Source organism: Aliikangiella litoralis (assembly GCF_052495765.1).
On record NZ_CP199292.1, the window covers coordinates 2,622,986 to 2,640,912 of the forward strand.

The window sequence follows — 17,927 nt, forward strand, 5'->3', positions numbered from 1 at the left end:
GAGAATGAGCAATGAACTTTGCGAAAAAACTTGAACAGTTCTGGTATTCTCGCCATTGGATTAGGTGGCTCTTTTTCCCTTTGTCTATTCCATTTTATTGCTTGGTTCAACTGAAACGTTTTTTCTACTTTATTGGCCTTTATAAAGTACAGATGGGTAATGCTCCTATTTTGGTTGTTGGTAATATTAATGTTGGTGGAACTGGTAAAACACCTTTTATTACTTTACTGGTGTCTGAATTAAAAAAGCAAAATATTCGTTTAGGTATTGTTAGTCGAGGTTATCGCTCCAACGCTAAAAATTATCCTCACTTAGTTACTAAAAATGATGATGTTGGTTTAATTGGTGATGAAGCTTATATGCAGTTTCAAACTTTAAATGTTCCAATGGCAATAGATGCAAATCGTTTTTCTGCGGTTAAACTGTTGACCGATCAACAGCCGTTAGACTTGATTATTAGTGATGATGGATTACAGCATTACAGAATGGGCAGACAATATGAAGTGGCATTAGTCGATGCCTCTCGTTTATTTGGCAATGGTATGATTATGCCTCTTGGGCCGTTGAGAGAACCTATTTCAAGGTTAAAAAGTGTCGATTTGATTGTTCAAAATGGTGGGCAGAAAATTAGTCCCTGTTTGTTCAATTTGAATAAAAATAATACGCTAATGACAATTCAATCTTGTGGTTTGGTTCATTTGTATTCTCAAGAAATAGTGACTTTAAATAATCTAAAAGAGAAAAAAGTTAATGCGGTCTGCGGTATTGGTAATCCGCAACGTTTTTTTGATACTTTAAGACCTTTATGCGCCCACCTGACTCAATTTATTTTTCCTGATCATCATCATTTTATTGAAGATGATTTTAAAGGTTTAAATCAGGATATTGTTATAATGACTGAAAAAGATGCTGTTAAGTGTCGCTCATTTGCAAAAGATAATTGGTATTACCTCAAAGTGTCTGCTAGCTTGCCTACTAATGATATGAACCAGTTAATAACTAATATTAAACATTATGTATTAAATGAGGAGTTACACAATAATGGATAGTAAATTACTAGATATTTTAGTTTGTCCTTTATGTAATAGTAAGCTTTCTTTCATTAAAGAAGAAAAGCAACTTTTATGTAAGTTTGATCGCTTGAGTTTTCCATTTGATGAAGATATTCCTGTCTTGTTGCCTGAGCGAGCCACAAGCTTAACTCGAGAGCAAGTTGAGAAATTTGAATGATTGAGTTTCATGTTATTATACCGGCTCGTTATCACTCAACTCGTTTAGCAGCTAAAGCGCTTGCGACAATTGGTAATAAAACTATGATTGAGCATGTTTGTTATCAAGCGGCTCAAAGCGGAGCTCAATCGATCACTGTAGCAACAGACGATGAAAGAATTAAAACTGTGGTTGATGCAGCAGGTTATAGCGCGGTATTAACGAGCGAAAAACATCCTTCGGGTAGTGATCGCGTTTATCAAGCCGCAGAAATAGTAGGGCTTGATGAAAAGGATATTATTGTTAATGTACAAGGTGACGAGCCTTTTATACCTCCTGAAAATATAGTATTGGTTGCATCACTATTAAGTAAAACTGATTATCCAATGGCTACGCTATGCTGCCAAATTGAATCTGCAGAAGAAGTACTTGATCCTAATGCGGTGAAAGTTGTTTTTGATAAAACCGCTAGAGCGCTTTATTTTTCTCGCTCAGCGATTCCTTTTTCTCGTCATCATCAAATTAAGTTGGGGCAACCGTTACAGGCTGATTATTTTAGACATATTGGAATTTATGCATACCGTAAAGCATTTCTAAAACAATTTATTCATTGGTCTCCAAGTGAACATGAACAAACAGAGTCTTTGGAACAGTTAAGAGTATTGGATAATGGGCAAAATATAGCTATTGCCTGCCTAGATGAAATTCCTCCTCATGGTGTTGACACTCAAACTGATTTAGATAAAGCGCGAAAGCACTACAACCACTTAACTTGAGAAAATTAAAATGTCATATTCAATACTTTTTGTCTGTTTAGGAAACATTTGCCGTTCTCCGACTGCTGAAGGTGTATTTAGAAAGTTAGCTACAGAGAAGTTAGGTCATTTAAAGTTGAATATCGACTCTGCTGGGACTGCTGCTCATCATGTTGGAGAGAATGCAGATCCTAGAACAATTCAAGCCGCATCAAATAGAGGTTATGATCTTTCTAATATTATTTCTCGACAGGTTGTTGATGAAGATTTTGAAACATATGATATGATTTTGGCAATGGATAAAAGCAATTTTAACTATTTAATTAATCAGGCTAAGTCTTCAAAGAATGATCAACATATCAATAAGATAAAACTATTTTTAAAAGAGTTTGCCAGTAATTCGGTATATAGTGAAGTTCCTGATCCTTATTACGGGGGTGACAAAGGGTTTGATTTGGTTATTGATTTAATCGAGGACGCTTCGTCAGGCTTAATTGAAGGTTTAAATAAAAGCATTTAAGCTTATTTAAAATAAGTAACCTCAGCTCTGGATAAGAAAAATCATCAGAGCGTCTATTTGGGCGACTTTATTTTTAAACTAAAAGAAGTACTCTCATAACATCGTCTATGAGAGTACTTGGGTTTTACGGCTATTATTGGTTAGCGTTATGCTCATCCAAAAATGGTTGTAAGTACTTAAACTGCGGGGTGAGTTGGCCATTATAAACAATGACTGCTCTTGCTATTTCTGGTAGAAAACCACACTCTTCATAAGGTTTACTTAGGTTAACAGACATTAAGTTAATTAAGTAATCTTTTAATAATGTTGAAAAGTGTTGAGAAGCATCTAAAGCTAACTCACAAGGTAAATTATCAATTGCAATAACCGTAATGCCATCAGGCAAAATTCCATCAGTTGAGGTTGCGGTTTCCACATTATAGGTAAACGCTGGCGAACTGACATCTGACAGTTTTGTTGTACACTCTAAAGAACCATTGATATCACAGCTAATATCACAAGCTACAATAGGCAGTTTATCAATATTTGCTAGCATTCTTGATTGGCTTAAATGTTTTGGGTATTCTTCTGTCCAATAGGGGGTTTGCAATAAAATATCAAACTTTCCTAAAAGTTGATCGAATGTACTTTTGTAGGCTTTTTTACCATTCTTAATAAAGTCAGACATTGAGAATGCTTGGCCATCTATGCGTTGATTTATATCTGCACTTTTAGCCACAGTATACCAACTCCCTTTGGGAGTGTGGCCTTCTTTTAAATTTTGAATATCAATTTTGGGTAAACCAAGCCATTGGCAGACTTCTTCACTGCCTCGACCTACGTTTCCCGAGCCGACAATCAGTACTCTAATGGGTTCACCTTGTGAAGTATCTATACAGTTAAAGTGTTCTTTAGCAACTTCAACAGCCCCATATTGCCACGCTTGTTTAACTTGTGAAAGGCAGCTTGACTGATTTCGTGCGGCTAATTTTTTTCCGGCAACAAAAAAACTATCAATAGTTCCAGCAATACCAGCAAAACGTCCAAAAGCAATTTGTCGTTTTCCCTGGTCATCAACAATTGGTTCATAATCAATCAAAGTGGCTTTTTGATCGATAAACTTTTGAAGCAAACCCATGTTATAGTCTTGTCCCTTCATAGTATGAGAAAAGGCTAAATGCATCTGGCCTGGTTGTATTGAATTAACTGGTGGTTCTTTTATTCCAACAATAAATTGTCCATTACGAGGACAACCATCAATTGGAATGTTGAGTGATTGATAAGCTGAATCTGAATAAATTCTTATATCACTGGGTTCAATGCTGATTGGGTAACCTTTTTCAACCAATTCAGCAACGTCTGACGGGATCAAAGCTGTGCGTTTTTCCCAGTCATTTTTGTGCTCTTTACGAATGACTGTCGTTAACATGATTAGACCTTATTTTTGATAATGACCTGTTCATTATCGATTTTAGAAGATAAGGAAGTTTTATGATTTTCTCCCTTTCCTGTATACAGCTCTCCTTGAGAACCTATAACAAAAGGCTCAGTGTTGTTATTACCAATATTTTTGGCTTCCCATAGCATCACTGCTTGCATGGCTGACTCGACCTGTTCTGAGGTCAGCTTTTCACCATTTTCCCAACGACCTAGCTCAATTGCAGATTTGAGTTTAATAATCATTTCGGGACTTAGGCTTGCGACAGTTTGTGAATAATCCACTGAATTGCTCCGGAAAACACTGATAAATGTTTGTTATTAGTTAAAAGTGAGATGCAAGTAAATACGATTATAGTAAAGCTGTAATCTCAATCGCGCCGAAATTATAGAGAAATTCAAAAATACAAGCAATTGAAGCCGAATTTAAACGCTGATTAATTTTTAGTTTTTATGTCGCTTTTATTTTGAGGTTAGCAACTGATTGACTCACTGGATACTAAAAACAACGTTTTTAAATAGAATATAAATATATCAATAAGATTTATTGTATAAAAAAAGAACAAAACCATTCAAATGGTTGAGTTTTTTAGACTAAACACAGGTTAAAAATTGCTGCTATCAAGAATTGTTGCTATAGTTCAACCACTGACAGTAAGGACAAAAAGCTGCATTACAGCAGACTTTGGCAAGCTAACTGTCCAGCTTATTATAAGTTTATAATCTTGTTCTATAAATTATTGCCTATATTATGACAATAAATTTTCTATTAGGAATAAATAGAAGTAGCAAGTTTTAGGCAAAAACAGATTAATAGCTTATAACATCAGGTAATAATATAACGCCTGTTAAAGAATTAATATGAATCCATTGTTAATTTTATAACAATGACATTTTTAGAGTGTCGATTAATTATAACGAGACTCATAGGAAAAAATTAGGCAAAGGCCACATTAGTCGAAAGAATTTAAGTCAGGCAAGGTCATAAGACCTGTAGATAGATTAGTAACACAATGGACTACAGATATTGTAGTGACAGAAATAGATTAAAGTATGGCCATCAGGCTAGTTGAAATTTTAGCGCTTAGTATATGCGTCTACATTAAACTATTGAATTTTAAGTAATATTTTTACTTATTAAGATTATTCTAAGCATTAATCAGCCAATCCAGTTACTATTTTATTAACAACAACCTTGAATTAAACTCCTTCCTTTTTATTGGTACTTCGCCTCTTTAAAACAATAAGAGATATTTTTATATGAAACGCATGTTAATCAATGCGACACAGCCTGAAGAAGTGCGTGTTGCATTAGTTGATGGACAAAGATTATTTGACCTTGACATTGAATTAGTCGGTAGAGAACAAAAAAAAGCCAATATCTATAAAGGAAAAATCACCCGAGTTGAACCAAGCCTTGAAGCTGCATTTGTTGATTATGGTGCAGATAGACATGGCTTTTTGCCTTTAAAAGAAATTTCCAGAGAGTATTTTGTTGATAAAAACTTTCGTGGACGCCCTAATATTAAAGATGCAATAGCCGAGGGACAAGAGGTTATTGTACAAATTGATAAAGAAGAGCGAGGCAACAAAGGAGCTGCATTAACGACTTTTATCAGTTTAGCTGGCTGTTACATTGTTTTGATGCCTAATAACCCTAGAGCTGGTGGTATTTCTAGGCGCATAGAGGGAGAAGAAAGAGATGAACTGCGCAGTGCGATGCGTAATATTCAAGTGCCTAAAGGGATGGGGTGTATCGTCCGAACCGCTGGTGTTGGCAGAAATGCAGAAGAGTTAGAATGGGATATGTCTGTTCTGCAAAACTTATGGACTGCGATTAAAAAAGCTGCAGAAGAACGTCCAGCACCTTTTCTGATTCATCAGGAGAGCGATGTCATTATTCGCGCTTTGCGAGATTATTTACGTTCAGATATTGGCGAAATTATTGTTGATAAAAGAGATGTTTTTGAAAAGGTGAAGCGTCAAATTCAGTTTATTCGGCCGGCTTTCGAGAATCGAGTAAAACTTAATGAAGATCGAGAAATTCCTTTATTCACTCGCTACCAAATAGAGTCTCAAATTGAAACGGCATATCAGCGAGAAGTTCGTCTACCTTCAGGGGGCTCTATTGTTATTGATCCTACTGAAGCTTTAGTGTCAATTGATATCAATTCTGCTCGTGCGACTAAAGGTGCAGACATTGAGGAAACTGCTTTACAAACTAACAAAGAAGCGGCACAAGAAATTGCCCGTCAATTAAGACTCCGTGATATGGGAGGACTAATTGTTATTGACTTCATTGACATGTCACCCGTAAAAAACCAGCGTGAAGTTGAAGCTGTGCTAAAAGAAGCCTTAACTCGTGATAGAGCTCGTGTCCAAGTGGGTAAAATTTCACGATTTGGTTTATTAGAAATGTCACGCCAGCGATTAAAGCCCTCTTTAGGTGAGTCGGCGCATAATGTTTGTCCGAGATGTAGCGGCACAGGTACAGTGCGAGGCGTCGAGTCTCTCGCTCTTTCAGTTTTGCGTCTACTGGAAGAAGAAGCAACTAAAGAGCTAACCACATCTGTGCAAGCCTTGTTGCCTGTTAAAGTGGCTACGTTCTTATTAAATGAAAAGCGAAAGATTATTCATGCGATTGAGAAACGTTTAAAAGTTCGTATTTATGTGATCCCTAACCCTTATATGGAAACGCCTAATTACGAAATTACTCGAATGCGTGGTGATGAAAAGCTTGAGTCGGCTTCACATGAAGTGGCGATCCAACCACAACTAGAACCATATACGCCTGCGACAGACACCCAAACGGTTAAAGCTTCTGAACAAGCTGCTGTTTCAATTAATGCCATTGCGCCGCAGCCGGCACCTGCGCATGTTAAAAAAGTTGAGTCTAAACCTGGATTATTAAAGCGGATATGGCAAGCTCTATTTGGTAAAGAAGAGCCTAAAACCAAAAAACGTCCAAAATCACATCGTAATCGTAATGATAATAGACGCAATGAGCGTAATCGTTCTCGTAACAATTATCGTAAAGGTAAGCCTAAAGCACGCCAAGATAATGATGAACAGGCTAATAATAAGCCTCAAAGAGATGATAATAAAAAGAAACACCCTGCTAAAAATCAGGCTAAAACATCAAATAACAATGCTAATAAAGAGACGAATAAGCCTCAGCGTAAAAAAGAGCGCCAACCTCGTCAGTCGCGCGATGAGCGTCAGAAAGTGCAAGTTCAGAATAGAGAGCAGCATATAAAAGGTGTTGAGCAAAAAGCGAACCATCATGAAAAGCCAAAGTCTCAAACAAGCGATGCTCGTAAAAATAAGCCTGCTGGTAAGCAATCAAATAAAGCATCATCTCAGGTTGAGGCTAAAACAGTTGCTGATTTTGTTGCTGATAAGCAGCCTAAAGAGAAAAAGCAAACATCAGCACAAGCGCAGGATAAAGCAACGAATGGGAATGAGAAGGCTGTAAATACTAAAAAGCCTGAAGCTCAAAAAAGCCAGGCTCAGCAAGAAACACAAGAATCTTCATCAGCTGTTGAGCAAACTGTAGCTGTAGAATCAAAAGCATCTGCGGAAAAGACTGCTGTGGCACAGAAAGTAAAAGAAAATAATAGGAGTGAAGCTGTACCTGCAACCCAAGCAACAACGAGTGAGCAATCCTCGAATCAAGAAATATTAAGTGAAGAGTCGCCAGCGATTAGTTCGACAACTGATAGGCCAATTCAAGTTGTTGAAGCTCATCACCAAGAAGTAGCAAAGGTACAGCCATTGAAAAAGGTTGAGGAAAAGGTTCGTGTATCAATTGCGGCTAAATCTTATGCGCCAGCTACAAAACCACAATTAGTAGGGGCAGTACCATCAACAGACTTTAATTTTAAAAAGCCTACTTTTGAACCAGGAACGACTGTAACATCTGATGTTAAAGAAGAGGCTAATTTAAATAAAAGCTATAGTCCAATGGCTAAACCTGATTCAGCGGCTTAATTATTAGAAGAAGCAAAAAGTTTTTAATAAGCTGTTGCCTTATTATATGAATTAAACCCAGTGGCTTTTGGCCTCTGGGTTTTTGCCTTTTATATCAACATCGAGCATACTACTTACAATTTTAGTTTTTCTAAAGTCCTGTTTTTTGTTGATATTGACGCTCAGAGTCGGTGATTAAAAGAGCTTGTAAAAAACTGGAAACAATCAATGAGGTTTTTATTTGAGATATTTATTGTTAGTTATTGCTTTAGTTGGTGGTATAAAATACTTTTTTGATCAACCTAAAGAATTTAAAAATGGTGTACATCCGGTTAAGTTATACGCAACCAGTTGGTGTGGTTATTGTCAAAAAACGCGCGAGTTTTTTGCCAAGAATGGTATTATTTATATCGAGTATGATATTGAGCGTTCAGCACAAGGTAGAAAAGAATATGAACAAATTGCTAAAGGTAGTGGAGTACCTGTAGTTTTAGTGAATGATACTGTCATACGAGGCTACAACGAGTCAAAGCTCAAAAGCGTTTTTAATCTGTAGACTCGTATGATCAGAGAATATTACTGTTATACTTTCTGAAAGCGTTGGGTTAAGTAATGGATAATATCATTAGACTCGTACATCCATTTAACTTGATTATTTTCTTCTATTCTTAAACAAGGAACTTTAATTTTCCCACCTTGATTTAGTAATTCATCACGAGCAGCAGGATCGTTCTTAGCATCTTCCAACTTGATTGGTAAATTTAATTTATGTAATGCTCGGCGTGTTTTAATACAAAATGGGCATAGTTTAAATTGATAAATAGAAAGTTTTTTAAGCTCTTGTTCTACTTTTTCCTGTGCTTTTGAGTCTCGCTTTAATTTTGAGCCACGGGTTAGCCAGTCAAAAAAGGCAATAATACTCCCTAATGCAAGTCGGATTAATTTTAACATGTTTATACTTTTTTAAAGATAAGTTAATATTTTCCAGATTGTGCATGGAGCGGTGATTAATGTCTAGTTTTTAATAGGTAAATAACTTTTTGGTAAAAGTTAATACTATACAGAGCAGTATATATAGCTAAATCACTATAAATTAATCTGAATTCGGGATAAGAAAAATCACCTACATCCCTATTTTTTGGTTTTCAGTGCTAAGTTTATTAATGGTAGCCTACTATTAATCACTGGTTTATTCTTGATAACCAACAAAATTATAATGCTAGATAAATGATTAAAAAACTATTTTTATAAGCAATTGAAATATAAAAGAAAAATTTATTAAGTTGTCTCGTGATGCATTTGTTATATTTTTTAGATTAATCGTTGATAGCATTTAATTTATTGACCTTAAAGTACTTTGGTTTCTTTTGGTGCTTTTGTGGCGATGGTGAGAGGTGCTGAAATTCTAGGTTTGGCTGCCAAGCTAGTGCCGTTGTGCGAAATTGAGAGAGTAATTTTCTATTTGTTATTAGAGCTAGTTGGTGTTCTTCAACGGAGCTTTCTATTATTACGTTTTGTTTATTGAAATTTTGCACCGAAAGCAGAAGAGGCTGGTTAGTGTATTGGTTATTACCAGTAGGCTTGACGGTATTAAAATAAAAAAACTTTATAACAAATAATAGAATAATAAAGGTTTGTATTGAACAGGCGATAATGAGACTTTTCATAAAAACGTCCTTATTTTTTTAAACTCTTTATTACTATACACTAGAGGCTAGCAAATATTGTTAATTTGAACTCAGTTTTTGTTTAATCATGGTTAGGTGAGATAATACTGAATGGTAAGAAGGAAAAAATATAGAAAGTAGAGATTATTAACTGATAATCTCCACAGAAAAATAGAAAAACAGGGGGAGTTTAGCCGTCTAGATTTATCTGTTCAATGAGTGCTTTCATTGTATCCTCAGATTTTTCATGAGCTACTTGGCAGGTTCCTGCTGCTTGGTGTCCACCACCACCATATTTCAACATTAATTCGCCAACATTCGTTTTAGATGATTTATCAAATATTGATTTGCCAGTAGCAAAAACAGTATTTTGTTTTTGGAAACCCCACATAACATGAATTGAAATATTACATTCAGGAAATAGGGCATATATAACAAATCGGTTACCCGCATGGATAATTTCTTCTTCACGTAAGTCAAGTACAACTAAATTTTTATGGACGGTTGAACATTTTTTTAATTGTTGTTTAAAGAGAGTATCTTGTTGGTTATAGAGTTCAATGCGTTCAACAACATCTGGCAACTGCATGATTTCTTCTATTGTATGATTTTTACAATAATCAATTAGATCCATCATTAAATTGTAGTTTGAAATTCTAAACTCTCGAAATCGACCAAGTCCTGTTCTGGCATCCATTAAAAAATTGAGTAGATCCCAATCTTTAGGGTTCAGTACTTGTTCTTTGGTAAATTGTGCTGAGTCACCTCGGTCAACTGCTTCCATCATATCGTTCCATTCTTCAGGAAATACTTCTAATCCTCCATAATGTTGCCAAACAACACGTGCGGCAGATGGTGCATCAGGATCAATAATATGATTGTCGACTTTTTCGTTTCGTATTGTTTCTGACAAATGATGATCAAAAGCTATATGTACGCCTTGCACATATGGAAGGTTAGTTGAGATATCATTGTTAGTTACTTCTATTTTTCCATCTTGCATATCTTTGGGATGAACAAACTTAATATCATCTATGATGTTTAGATGTTTAAGAAGTACTGCGCAGACAAGTCCATCAAAGTCGCTACGGGTAATAAGACGGAATTTATCTTTAGCCATTCATGACTCCTTTAAGTTAGTCGTTTTGTAATGTTGCTATGTTTTTCAATAGTCAAACTTGTAATGTGCTAAGTTGAGTATAGACAACCTGACCAAAAGTTTAGAAAAATAGTTATTTTAAACTGAGATTTTTTTAGCTGATAACTTACTCAATACGTAAGCTGATATTATGCCGAGTGCAGAAATCAGCGACATTAATATAAAGTAATGATGAAAACCTTCAATACCGGGATTAGCATCTAAAATCCTACCTGTTACTGATGCAAAAAAGATATCGGGCGTATAACCTAGCAATGAAATCAGGCCCACTGCTTTTCCTGTTAAATGAGTTGGTAGCTGACTTTCTTCTAATAGAGCAAAATATATGCCTCTTAAAGCATAGATTCCAATAAAAGTAATACACAGGTTAATTGTTATAAAAGTGAGCATTACTTTGTTTGGTGCACTAATTCCTAATATTAAAAATATGATTGTTAGTAATATAAATAAACTAACGATCATACTGGTTGCCCGCCACTTATCAACTAACAGACCTGCAGCAATAGCTGAGAAGGGTCTGGCATAGCTAGTATAAGTAACAAACTCTGCTGACTCTATTGCGCTCATTTCTAATACTTGAACGGCATATAAGCCATAATTATCTAAGCTTTTAAAGCCACAATAAGCGGTGATAATAACGCCTGCCTGTAGCCAAATCAGTTTGTTAGAAATTACTTCGATTAGCTGTTGTTGGTAAACTTTAAAATTTCTTACGGTTTTTGGTGGTTTTGTTGGCGTGGTATTGTTTGGCATGATGTACCAAATTAAAAAAGCACCCAATAATGTTGCAAAGCTATAGAATAAAATAGCTAGCTGTAAAGTCTGTTGAGAAGTTATATGAGAGTTTTGAATATCTTGTACTATTTGAAAATTGATTAAAGTGATAATAATACTTGATAACACACTGGCAACCATACCCCGTCCACCATCAAGTAATCCAAAAGCTAATCCTTGAGTATCAGTGTTTCCCCATTCTCTGGTTGTTTTTATCATTGCAGCCCAAAATAGAAGCGTACTGGTGATCCCCCAATAAGCAAATAACCAATATAAATGATTGATAGGTGGTAAGGTATATAAATAAAAGCCTCCAAGTGAAGTGCTAATGAGTGAATAACTCATGAGTTTGCGCGCAGAAAAACGATCTGCAATAAAACCACCTGGAAAATATGAGAGCATTGCTACAATTCCATAAACTGCAAATATATCGCCTAACTGAGTATTATTTAGCCCTAATGCTTCTAATAGCGTAGGGCGAAAAATGCGTGGAATATGAAAGGGCAGACTAAATATTACTTCGCCACAAAATATAAGTGCTAGTAGTATGGTCAGCTGTTGTTTTTTTTGAGAAGTGATTAGTATGCGCCTTGCTGCTTATTATATTTTGGATATATTATGAATAACTTAACTGAAAGGTCAAGCTTAGTAATATCAACCTATATTTTAGTTCTTTGTGTTGGTAATTATTTGTCTAATTTTAATTAGGGTAATAAAAAATATAATATGATGAACTCTAAACTTTATTATTTTCATGATCCTATGTGTAGTTGGTGTTGGGGGTTTAGACCGACTTGGCAAGAACTACAGTTAAAGTTACAAGATACAAATATATTGATTGTGTACGTGTTAGGCGGCTTAGCTAAAGATAATAACCAACCAATGTCTAATGAGTTGCAAACAACAATTCAAAATCATTGGCGTAATATTCATCAGTTGTTAGGTACAAAATTTAACTTTAATTTTTGGCGTGAAAACACGCCATTTCGCTCAACTTACTTATCTTGTCGTGCGGTAATCTCTGCTAAAAATCAAGGAGTAGAAAAAGAGATGATACTAGCTATTCAAGAGGCTTATTATTTACGTGCATTAAATCCTTCATTAGAGGAAGTGCTTGTTCAGCTCGCCTATGAAGTAAAACAAAAACATAATTTACAAGATTTTAATATTGAATTGTTTCAGCATGATATTAATTCAGCTTCAACTTGCCAAGAACTAGATAAACAAATCAAAATGTATCACCGATTATCTCGCAGGGGATTTCCTTCATTGACTTTGGCGTTTGAAGGAGAATTTTACCCTGTTGACGTTAACTATAAAGAAAGTAAAGTAATGTTAAAACAGATACAAAAATGTGGTGCTTTTAAATAATACAAGCAGCTAATAATTGATAGACGACTAAAGGGAAATCGTTTATTTTAAGCTAACTATTTTGTTAAGGGTTTTATAAAACGATGAGCCAAATAATCCAATTAACTTTACATGAACAAAGAGTGATCGGTTGTTTAATCGAAAAATCTTTGACGACTCCTGATCAATACCCACTTTCTTTAAATGCATTGACCAATGCTTGTAACCAAAAAAGTAACCGGGAACCAGTGTTGTCGTTGACAGAAAGTGAAGTACAAAATACAGTTGACTTATTAATTGAAAAGCGAGTTGTATTTACTCAATCGAGCTCTACCAGTCGAGTAGAAAAATATAAACATCGTTTTTGCAACACCGAGTTTAGTGACTTACAGTTCTCTGCGCAAGAGCTTGGTGTTATTTGTGTGCTATTACTAAGGGGACCACAAACGCCAGGTGAACTAAGGACTCGAACTAACCGATTATGTCAGTTTAGTGGCGTTCAAGAAGTTGAAGAAACGTTGAATGAACTGTGTAGCAAAGCAATTGTTATTAAATTGGACAGAGAGCCTGGGCGAAGGGAATCTCGTTATGCGCATTGTTTTTCAGAGATTACTTCGGACAAGCCTATTATTAGTAATGAGGCGGTTCAGGAAAGCCAAAATGTTGAGGGTAATGAGACTAATGAAAGGTTATTAGCACTTGAAGAACAAGTTGAGTTGATGCAAATGATGATTGATGAACTACAGCAGCGTTTAGATGATTTAGTGAATTAAGTGGCTTGTTGGTTATGCTTCCACTTAATTGTTATTGTATTTACCCTTAAATAATCATTTAATGGTAAGAAAAATATCCATTATTAGTTTTATTGCTTTTTATGTATAATAATTTATACTTTATTAACTAGTTTAATAAAGAAATGATAGATCAAACAGTGTTTTGTTAGCCAAAACTGAAGAAGCGATGCTTAAACGGTAATTATGATGAACTTTCATACAATGACAGATCAAGCTATTGCAGCAGAAATTGGGCAACGCATTGAGCAAATGCGTTTAGAGCAAAATATTACGCAACAGCAGATTGCTGATGAAGTTGGTTTGTCACGCCTTAGTTACAGAAACCTAATTAAAGGCAATGGTAAATTTGAAAATATTGTCGCCGTGTTACGTGCGCTTGGGCAGCTGGATTTAGTTGAAGCCTTTATACCTAAAACAGCATTTAGTCCAATGGCTCAACTCAAGTATCAAGGAAAAGAAAGAAAAAGAGCCACGGGTTTAAAAAGCAGTCAACCGGGCAAAACTATTCAACCTGATTCAGAGCTGGATTGGTAATGCAAAATTTAGCTGAAGTCAGGCTGTGGGAGCAGCTAGTTGGTGCGCTGGCTTATGATCCTGCAACACAAGTAGCAACTTTTGAATATGCTCCCGAATGGCGAGCAAAAGGGTTAGAAATTGCCCCAATTAGAATGCCTCTTTCCGATAGAAAATATCAATTTCCTACATTAAATCGTGAAACTTATAAAGGTTTACCCGCCGTTTTTGCTGATACATTACCTGATGATTTTGGCAATGCTGTGATCAATGCTTGGCTGGCGCGTAATGGACGAGATATTCATTCCTTCACAGCAATTGAAAGATTGTTATACACGGGGAAAAGAGGAATGGGGGCTTTAGAATATGCGCCTGCAATTAATCGCAATATGAGTACTAGCGAGAGTATAGAGCTCACATCTTTGGTCGATATGGCACAACATATTCTTGATGAGCGTGCCAATATAGCGGAAAACATCCTCCCCAAGCATTTGAATAATGATGCTATGTCGGCATTATTTCAAGTAGGTACTTCCGCTGGTGGGGCTAGAGCTAAAGCGCTGGTCGCAGTTAATAAAGAGCGAACTGAAATTCGTTCTGGTCAAACCGAAGCACCAGAAGGGTACGAACATTACTTATTAAAGTTTGATGGTGTAGAAGAGCATAAACTTGATAATGAAACTTTTGGCGATCCTAAAGGATATGGGCGTATGGAATATGCATACTACTTAATGGCAAAAGATTCAGGTATTAATGTATCTCCTTGCGAATTATTACTCGATGGTTCTCGTGCTCATTTTATGACTAAACGATTTGATCGAGCTGGTAATACTAAAAAACATTATTTATCACTATGTGCGATTGATCATGCCGACTATAAAGTGCCTGGTAGTTATAGTTATGAACAGTTGCTTGCTGTCGCGAGGCAATTGAGATTACCTCGTGTCGATGCTATTGAAATATTCAGAAGGTTAGTTTTCAATATTGTGGCAAGAAATCATGATGATCATACCAAAAATATTGGTTTTATTTTAAACTCTCCACATGCTCAATGGCGGTTAGCACCTGCATTTGATCTTGCTTATAGTTATAAAAAAAATTCTCCTTGGGTAAATTCTCATCAAATGACCATTAATGGAAAGCGAGATGGATTTGATCGTCAAGATCTAATGGCTGTTGCATCATTGATTGGCAACTTTAAACAAGAATCTATACAAATCATAGAACAAATTACAGGCATTGTTTCACAGTGGCAATCTTACGCTAAAGATAACAATGTTTTTGATTCTTTAGCCAAAGAAATACAGTCAAACTTACGTTTGAAAATTTAAACTTTATTGCTTTCGCTGTTTGAGGCTTTTTTGATAGAAACTAACACTGGATTTTTATTAACTCGTCATAGCTATGATCATTATGGGAAAGCTCAAATAGAACTTTGGGTTTCAACTTCTAATGGTCCTGCTCAGTTAATTATTGCTGAAAATGAAGTGGTTTTTTTTATTGAGGACAATGATTTAGAAACGGTTAAACTTCTCTTAAAACGATTTGAAATACGTTATACCTATAAAAAAGTTTTATTAAAAACCTTTCAACAAAAAAGTGTTATTGCACTATATTTTAATTCGTTAAAAAGCTGTTTTGAGGCAAAAGCTATTTTGAATGATGCGCAAGTCATATCTTATGAAAATAACTTTAAATTGACAGAACGTTATCTAATGGAAAGATTTGTTAGGGCTGGAGTTGAATTTGCTGGTTTAAAAAAACAAATGAACGGTTATGTTCGTTATACTTATGTGAAAATTAAACCATGTAATGATTATAAGCCTAAGCTCAAAGTGATGTCACTTGACTTAGAGTGTTCAGAAAGTGGGGCGCTTTTTAGTATCGGTTTTTACGCAAAAAATGATAACGGTATTGAATACAAAAAAGTAATTATGATTGCTTCTGAAAAACAGAGAAGTAATGAGAAAGTATACATTGATTGGGTAAATGATGAAAGGTCATTGCTACAAGCATTAGAAACTGAAATCTATGGTTTTGATCCTGATATTATTATAGGGTGGAATGTTATTAATTTTGATTTTAGGCTGCTTTACAAAAGGGCTTTGCTATATGATCTTCGTTTGCGTTTAGGTAGAGATAAAAGCTATTTTTATTGGAAGGATAGTCGAACAGAAAAGAACCAAGGTTATATCAGTATTGCCGGAAGAGTGATTATTGATGGAATTGCTGCATTAAAATCAGAAGCATATTTTTTTCCTAGTTTTTCATTAGAGGCAATGGCACAACATTTTTTAGGTGAAAGTAAATCGGTTGAAAATGTAGAAAATAGGTTAGAAGAAATCATTTATAATTTTAACAATAATAAAGAAAAGTTAGCAGATTATAATTTAAAAGATTGTATATTGGTTTGGGATATTTTTGAAAAAGCCAAGTTACTTGATTTTCTTATTTTTAGAAGTCAGTTAACAGGATTAGAAATGGATAGGGTTGGAGGCTCTGTAGCGGCATTTACTAACTTATATCTCCCCCAACTACACCGAAAAGGTTATATTTCACCTAACCTACCTGAAGGAGGAGGCTTGGCTAGCCCTGGCGGATATGTGATGAATTCAAAGCCTGGCTTGTATCAACAAGTTTTAGTTCTTGACTTTAAAAGCCTATACCCATCAATTATTCGCACTTTTAAAATAGATCCATTAGGTTTGATAGAAGGAATGAAAAATAACAGTGATTCAATTGAAGGTTATAGAGGGGCTTTTTTTTCACGAGAAAACCATCTTTTACCCGATATAATAACGACATTATGGAAACAAAGAGATGAAGCCAAAAAAAATAATGATACTGCACGCTCTCAAGCAATTAAAATTTTAATGAATTCATTTTATGGTGTATTAGGTTCGGGAGGATGTGCCTTCTATGATACACGCTTAGCTAGCTCCATTACATTGAGAGGTCATGCCATTATGCAACAAACAGCCCAATGGATTGAATCAAAAGGTTTGGAAGTGATTTATGGTGATACTGATTCAACTTTTATTTTATTAGATAGTGAAGTGGCTGATGGTGAAGCGGTATCAATTGGCAAAGAGTTAGCTAACTATATTAATACAGAGTGGCAGCTCAAACTGGCTAGAGACTATCAATTAGACAGTTTTCTTGAAATTGAATTTGAGTCACTCTTTACTCGATTTCTTATGCCAACGATCCGAGGTTCAGAGTTAGGTAGCAAAAAAAGATATGCAGGCCTACTGAAGAAAAATGATGGTTATGAAGTTGTGTTTAAAGGTTTAGAAAATGTGCGCACCGATTGGACTGAATTAGCCAGAGGGTTTCAAAAGAAACTTTATGAGTTATTGTTTTTTGATGCTGATCCGAGAGATTTTATTTTAAAAACAGTTAAAGAAACTTTAGCAAAAAAGAGAGACTCTGAACTGGTTTATAAAAAAAGACTGAGACGGCCTTTAAATAGTTACGTTAAGAATGTACCGCCTCATGTAAAAGCTGCCAGATTAGCCGATACAGAAAATTTAAAACGAAATAAAAAGCTTCGCTATCAAAATAAAGGTTGGATTGCTTATGTTATTACGGTCAATGGCCCACAGCCGGTTGAATATGTAAATGCTAATATCGATTATCAACATTATATTGATAAACAAATTCAGCCTGTTGCAGATGCAATTTTGCCATTTGTTAATTTATCATTTGATGAAATAGTCAGTGATCAGTTGGGGTTGTTTTAGTGATTTTATAGAATAAAAAATAATGGTGCTGGTTATTTTAAGCTAGCTTATTAACAAT

Annotated in this window: 17 protein-coding genes; 11 read left to right on the forward strand and 6 right to left on the reverse strand. The window is 35.2% G+C overall.

The annotated features are described in order from the left end of the window. Positions 1–11: 11 nt before the first annotated feature. The 4 genes from lpxK to ACT5E3_RS10790 are packed head-to-tail and all read left to right on the forward strand — an operon-like array spanning position 12 to position 2,484. A complete protein-coding gene (gene lpxK / locus ACT5E3_RS10775; protein WP_444998313.1) occupies positions 12–1,049 on the forward strand; it encodes a tetraacyldisaccharide 4'-kinase in 1,038 nt (345 codons plus the stop codon). Further along, on the forward strand, positions 1,042–1,230 hold the full coding sequence (locus tag ACT5E3_RS10780; protein ID WP_444998314.1) for a Trm112 family protein: 189 nt from the start codon (positions 1,042–1,044) through the stop codon (positions 1,228–1,230). The genes lpxK and ACT5E3_RS10780 overlap by 8 nt, the downstream gene beginning before the upstream one ends. Further along, entirely contained in the window at positions 1,227–1,985 is a 759-nt protein-coding gene (gene kdsB / locus ACT5E3_RS10785; protein ID WP_444998315.1) for a 3-deoxy-manno-octulosonate cytidylyltransferase, read from the forward strand. Before ACT5E3_RS10780 ends, kdsB begins: the two co-directional genes overlap by 4 nt. A gap of 10 nt (positions 1,986–1,995) precedes the next feature. Next, entirely contained in the window at positions 1,996–2,484 is a 489-nt protein-coding gene (locus ACT5E3_RS10790; RefSeq protein WP_444998316.1) for a low molecular weight protein-tyrosine-phosphatase, read from the forward strand. Positions 2,485–2,617: 133 nt separating this feature from the next. Here the strand turns inward: ACT5E3_RS10790 and ACT5E3_RS10795 are convergent, their stop codons facing one another. Further along, positions 2,618–3,892 (reverse strand): hypothetical protein, encoded by a 1,275-nt coding sequence (locus tag ACT5E3_RS10795; protein WP_444998317.1) that lies wholly within the window; start codon positions 3,890–3,892, stop codon positions 2,618–2,620. 2 nt (positions 3,893–3,894) lie between these two features. Beyond that, a complete protein-coding gene (locus ACT5E3_RS10800) occupies positions 3,895–4,185 on the reverse strand; it encodes a DUF1315 family protein (RefSeq protein ID WP_444998318.1) in 291 nt (96 codons plus the stop codon). A gap of 975 nt (positions 4,186–5,160) precedes the next feature. Here ACT5E3_RS10800 and rne point away from each other — a divergent pair. Together rne and ACT5E3_RS10810 are read left to right on the forward strand one after the other, a co-directional pair. After that, a complete protein-coding gene (gene rne, locus ACT5E3_RS10805; RefSeq protein ID WP_444998319.1) occupies positions 5,161–7,890 on the forward strand; it encodes a ribonuclease E in 2,730 nt (909 codons plus the stop codon). Positions 7,891–8,110: 220 nt separating this feature from the next. Further along, positions 8,111–8,425, forward strand: a complete 315-nt coding sequence (locus ACT5E3_RS10810) for a glutaredoxin family protein (RefSeq protein WP_444998320.1) — start codon at positions 8,111–8,113, stop codon at positions 8,423–8,425. A 26-nt stretch (positions 8,426–8,451) separates the two neighbouring features. Here ACT5E3_RS10810 and ACT5E3_RS10815 read toward each other — a convergent pair whose 3' ends face one another. From ACT5E3_RS10815 to ACT5E3_RS10830, 4 genes are all read right to left on the reverse strand, one after another. Continuing rightward, positions 8,452–8,820, reverse strand: a complete 369-nt coding sequence (locus tag ACT5E3_RS10815; protein WP_444998321.1) for a glutathione S-transferase N-terminal domain-containing protein — start codon at positions 8,818–8,820, stop codon at positions 8,452–8,454. A 365-nt stretch (positions 8,821–9,185) separates the two neighbouring features. Next, positions 9,186–9,536 carry a hypothetical protein gene (locus ACT5E3_RS10820; protein ID WP_444998322.1) on the reverse strand — a complete coding sequence of 117 codons (351 nt, stop codon included), beginning with the start codon at positions 9,534–9,536 and terminating at the stop codon, positions 9,186–9,188. Positions 9,537–9,726: 190 nt separating this feature from the next. Continuing rightward, positions 9,727–10,656: an exopolyphosphatase gene (locus ACT5E3_RS10825; protein WP_444998323.1), complete on the reverse strand. Its 930-nt coding sequence runs from the start codon at positions 10,654–10,656 to the stop codon at positions 9,727–9,729. A gap of 117 nt (positions 10,657–10,773) precedes the next feature. Further along, on the reverse strand, positions 10,774–12,054 hold the full coding sequence (locus tag ACT5E3_RS10830; protein ID WP_444998595.1) for an MFS transporter: 1,281 nt from the start codon (positions 12,052–12,054) through the stop codon (positions 10,774–10,776). Positions 12,055–12,195: 141 nt separating this feature from the next. On the opposite strand from ACT5E3_RS10830, the gene ACT5E3_RS10835 reads away from it, so the two are divergent. The 5 genes from ACT5E3_RS10835 (at position 12,196) to ACT5E3_RS10855 (ending at position 17,869) form a co-directional block, all read left to right on the forward strand. After that, a complete protein-coding gene (locus ACT5E3_RS10835) occupies positions 12,196–12,840 on the forward strand; it encodes a DsbA family protein (protein WP_444998324.1) in 645 nt (214 codons plus the stop codon). Positions 12,841–12,923: 83 nt separating this feature from the next. Then, on the forward strand, positions 12,924–13,592 hold the full coding sequence (locus tag ACT5E3_RS10840) for a YceH family protein (protein ID WP_444998325.1): 669 nt from the start codon (positions 12,924–12,926) through the stop codon (positions 13,590–13,592). A gap of 204 nt (positions 13,593–13,796) precedes the next feature. Further along, a complete protein-coding gene (locus ACT5E3_RS10845; RefSeq protein WP_444998326.1) occupies positions 13,797–14,147 on the forward strand; it encodes a helix-turn-helix domain-containing protein in 351 nt (116 codons plus the stop codon). Beyond that, positions 14,147–15,457: a type II toxin-antitoxin system HipA family toxin gene (locus ACT5E3_RS10850; RefSeq protein ID WP_444998327.1), complete on the forward strand. Its 1,311-nt coding sequence runs from the start codon at positions 14,147–14,149 to the stop codon at positions 15,455–15,457. Before ACT5E3_RS10845 ends, ACT5E3_RS10850 begins: the two co-directional genes overlap by 1 nt. A gap of 30 nt (positions 15,458–15,487) precedes the next feature. Continuing rightward, entirely contained in the window at positions 15,488–17,869 is a 2,382-nt protein-coding gene (locus ACT5E3_RS10855) for a DNA polymerase II (protein ID WP_444998328.1), read from the forward strand. Positions 17,870–17,927: the final 58 nt, after the last annotated feature.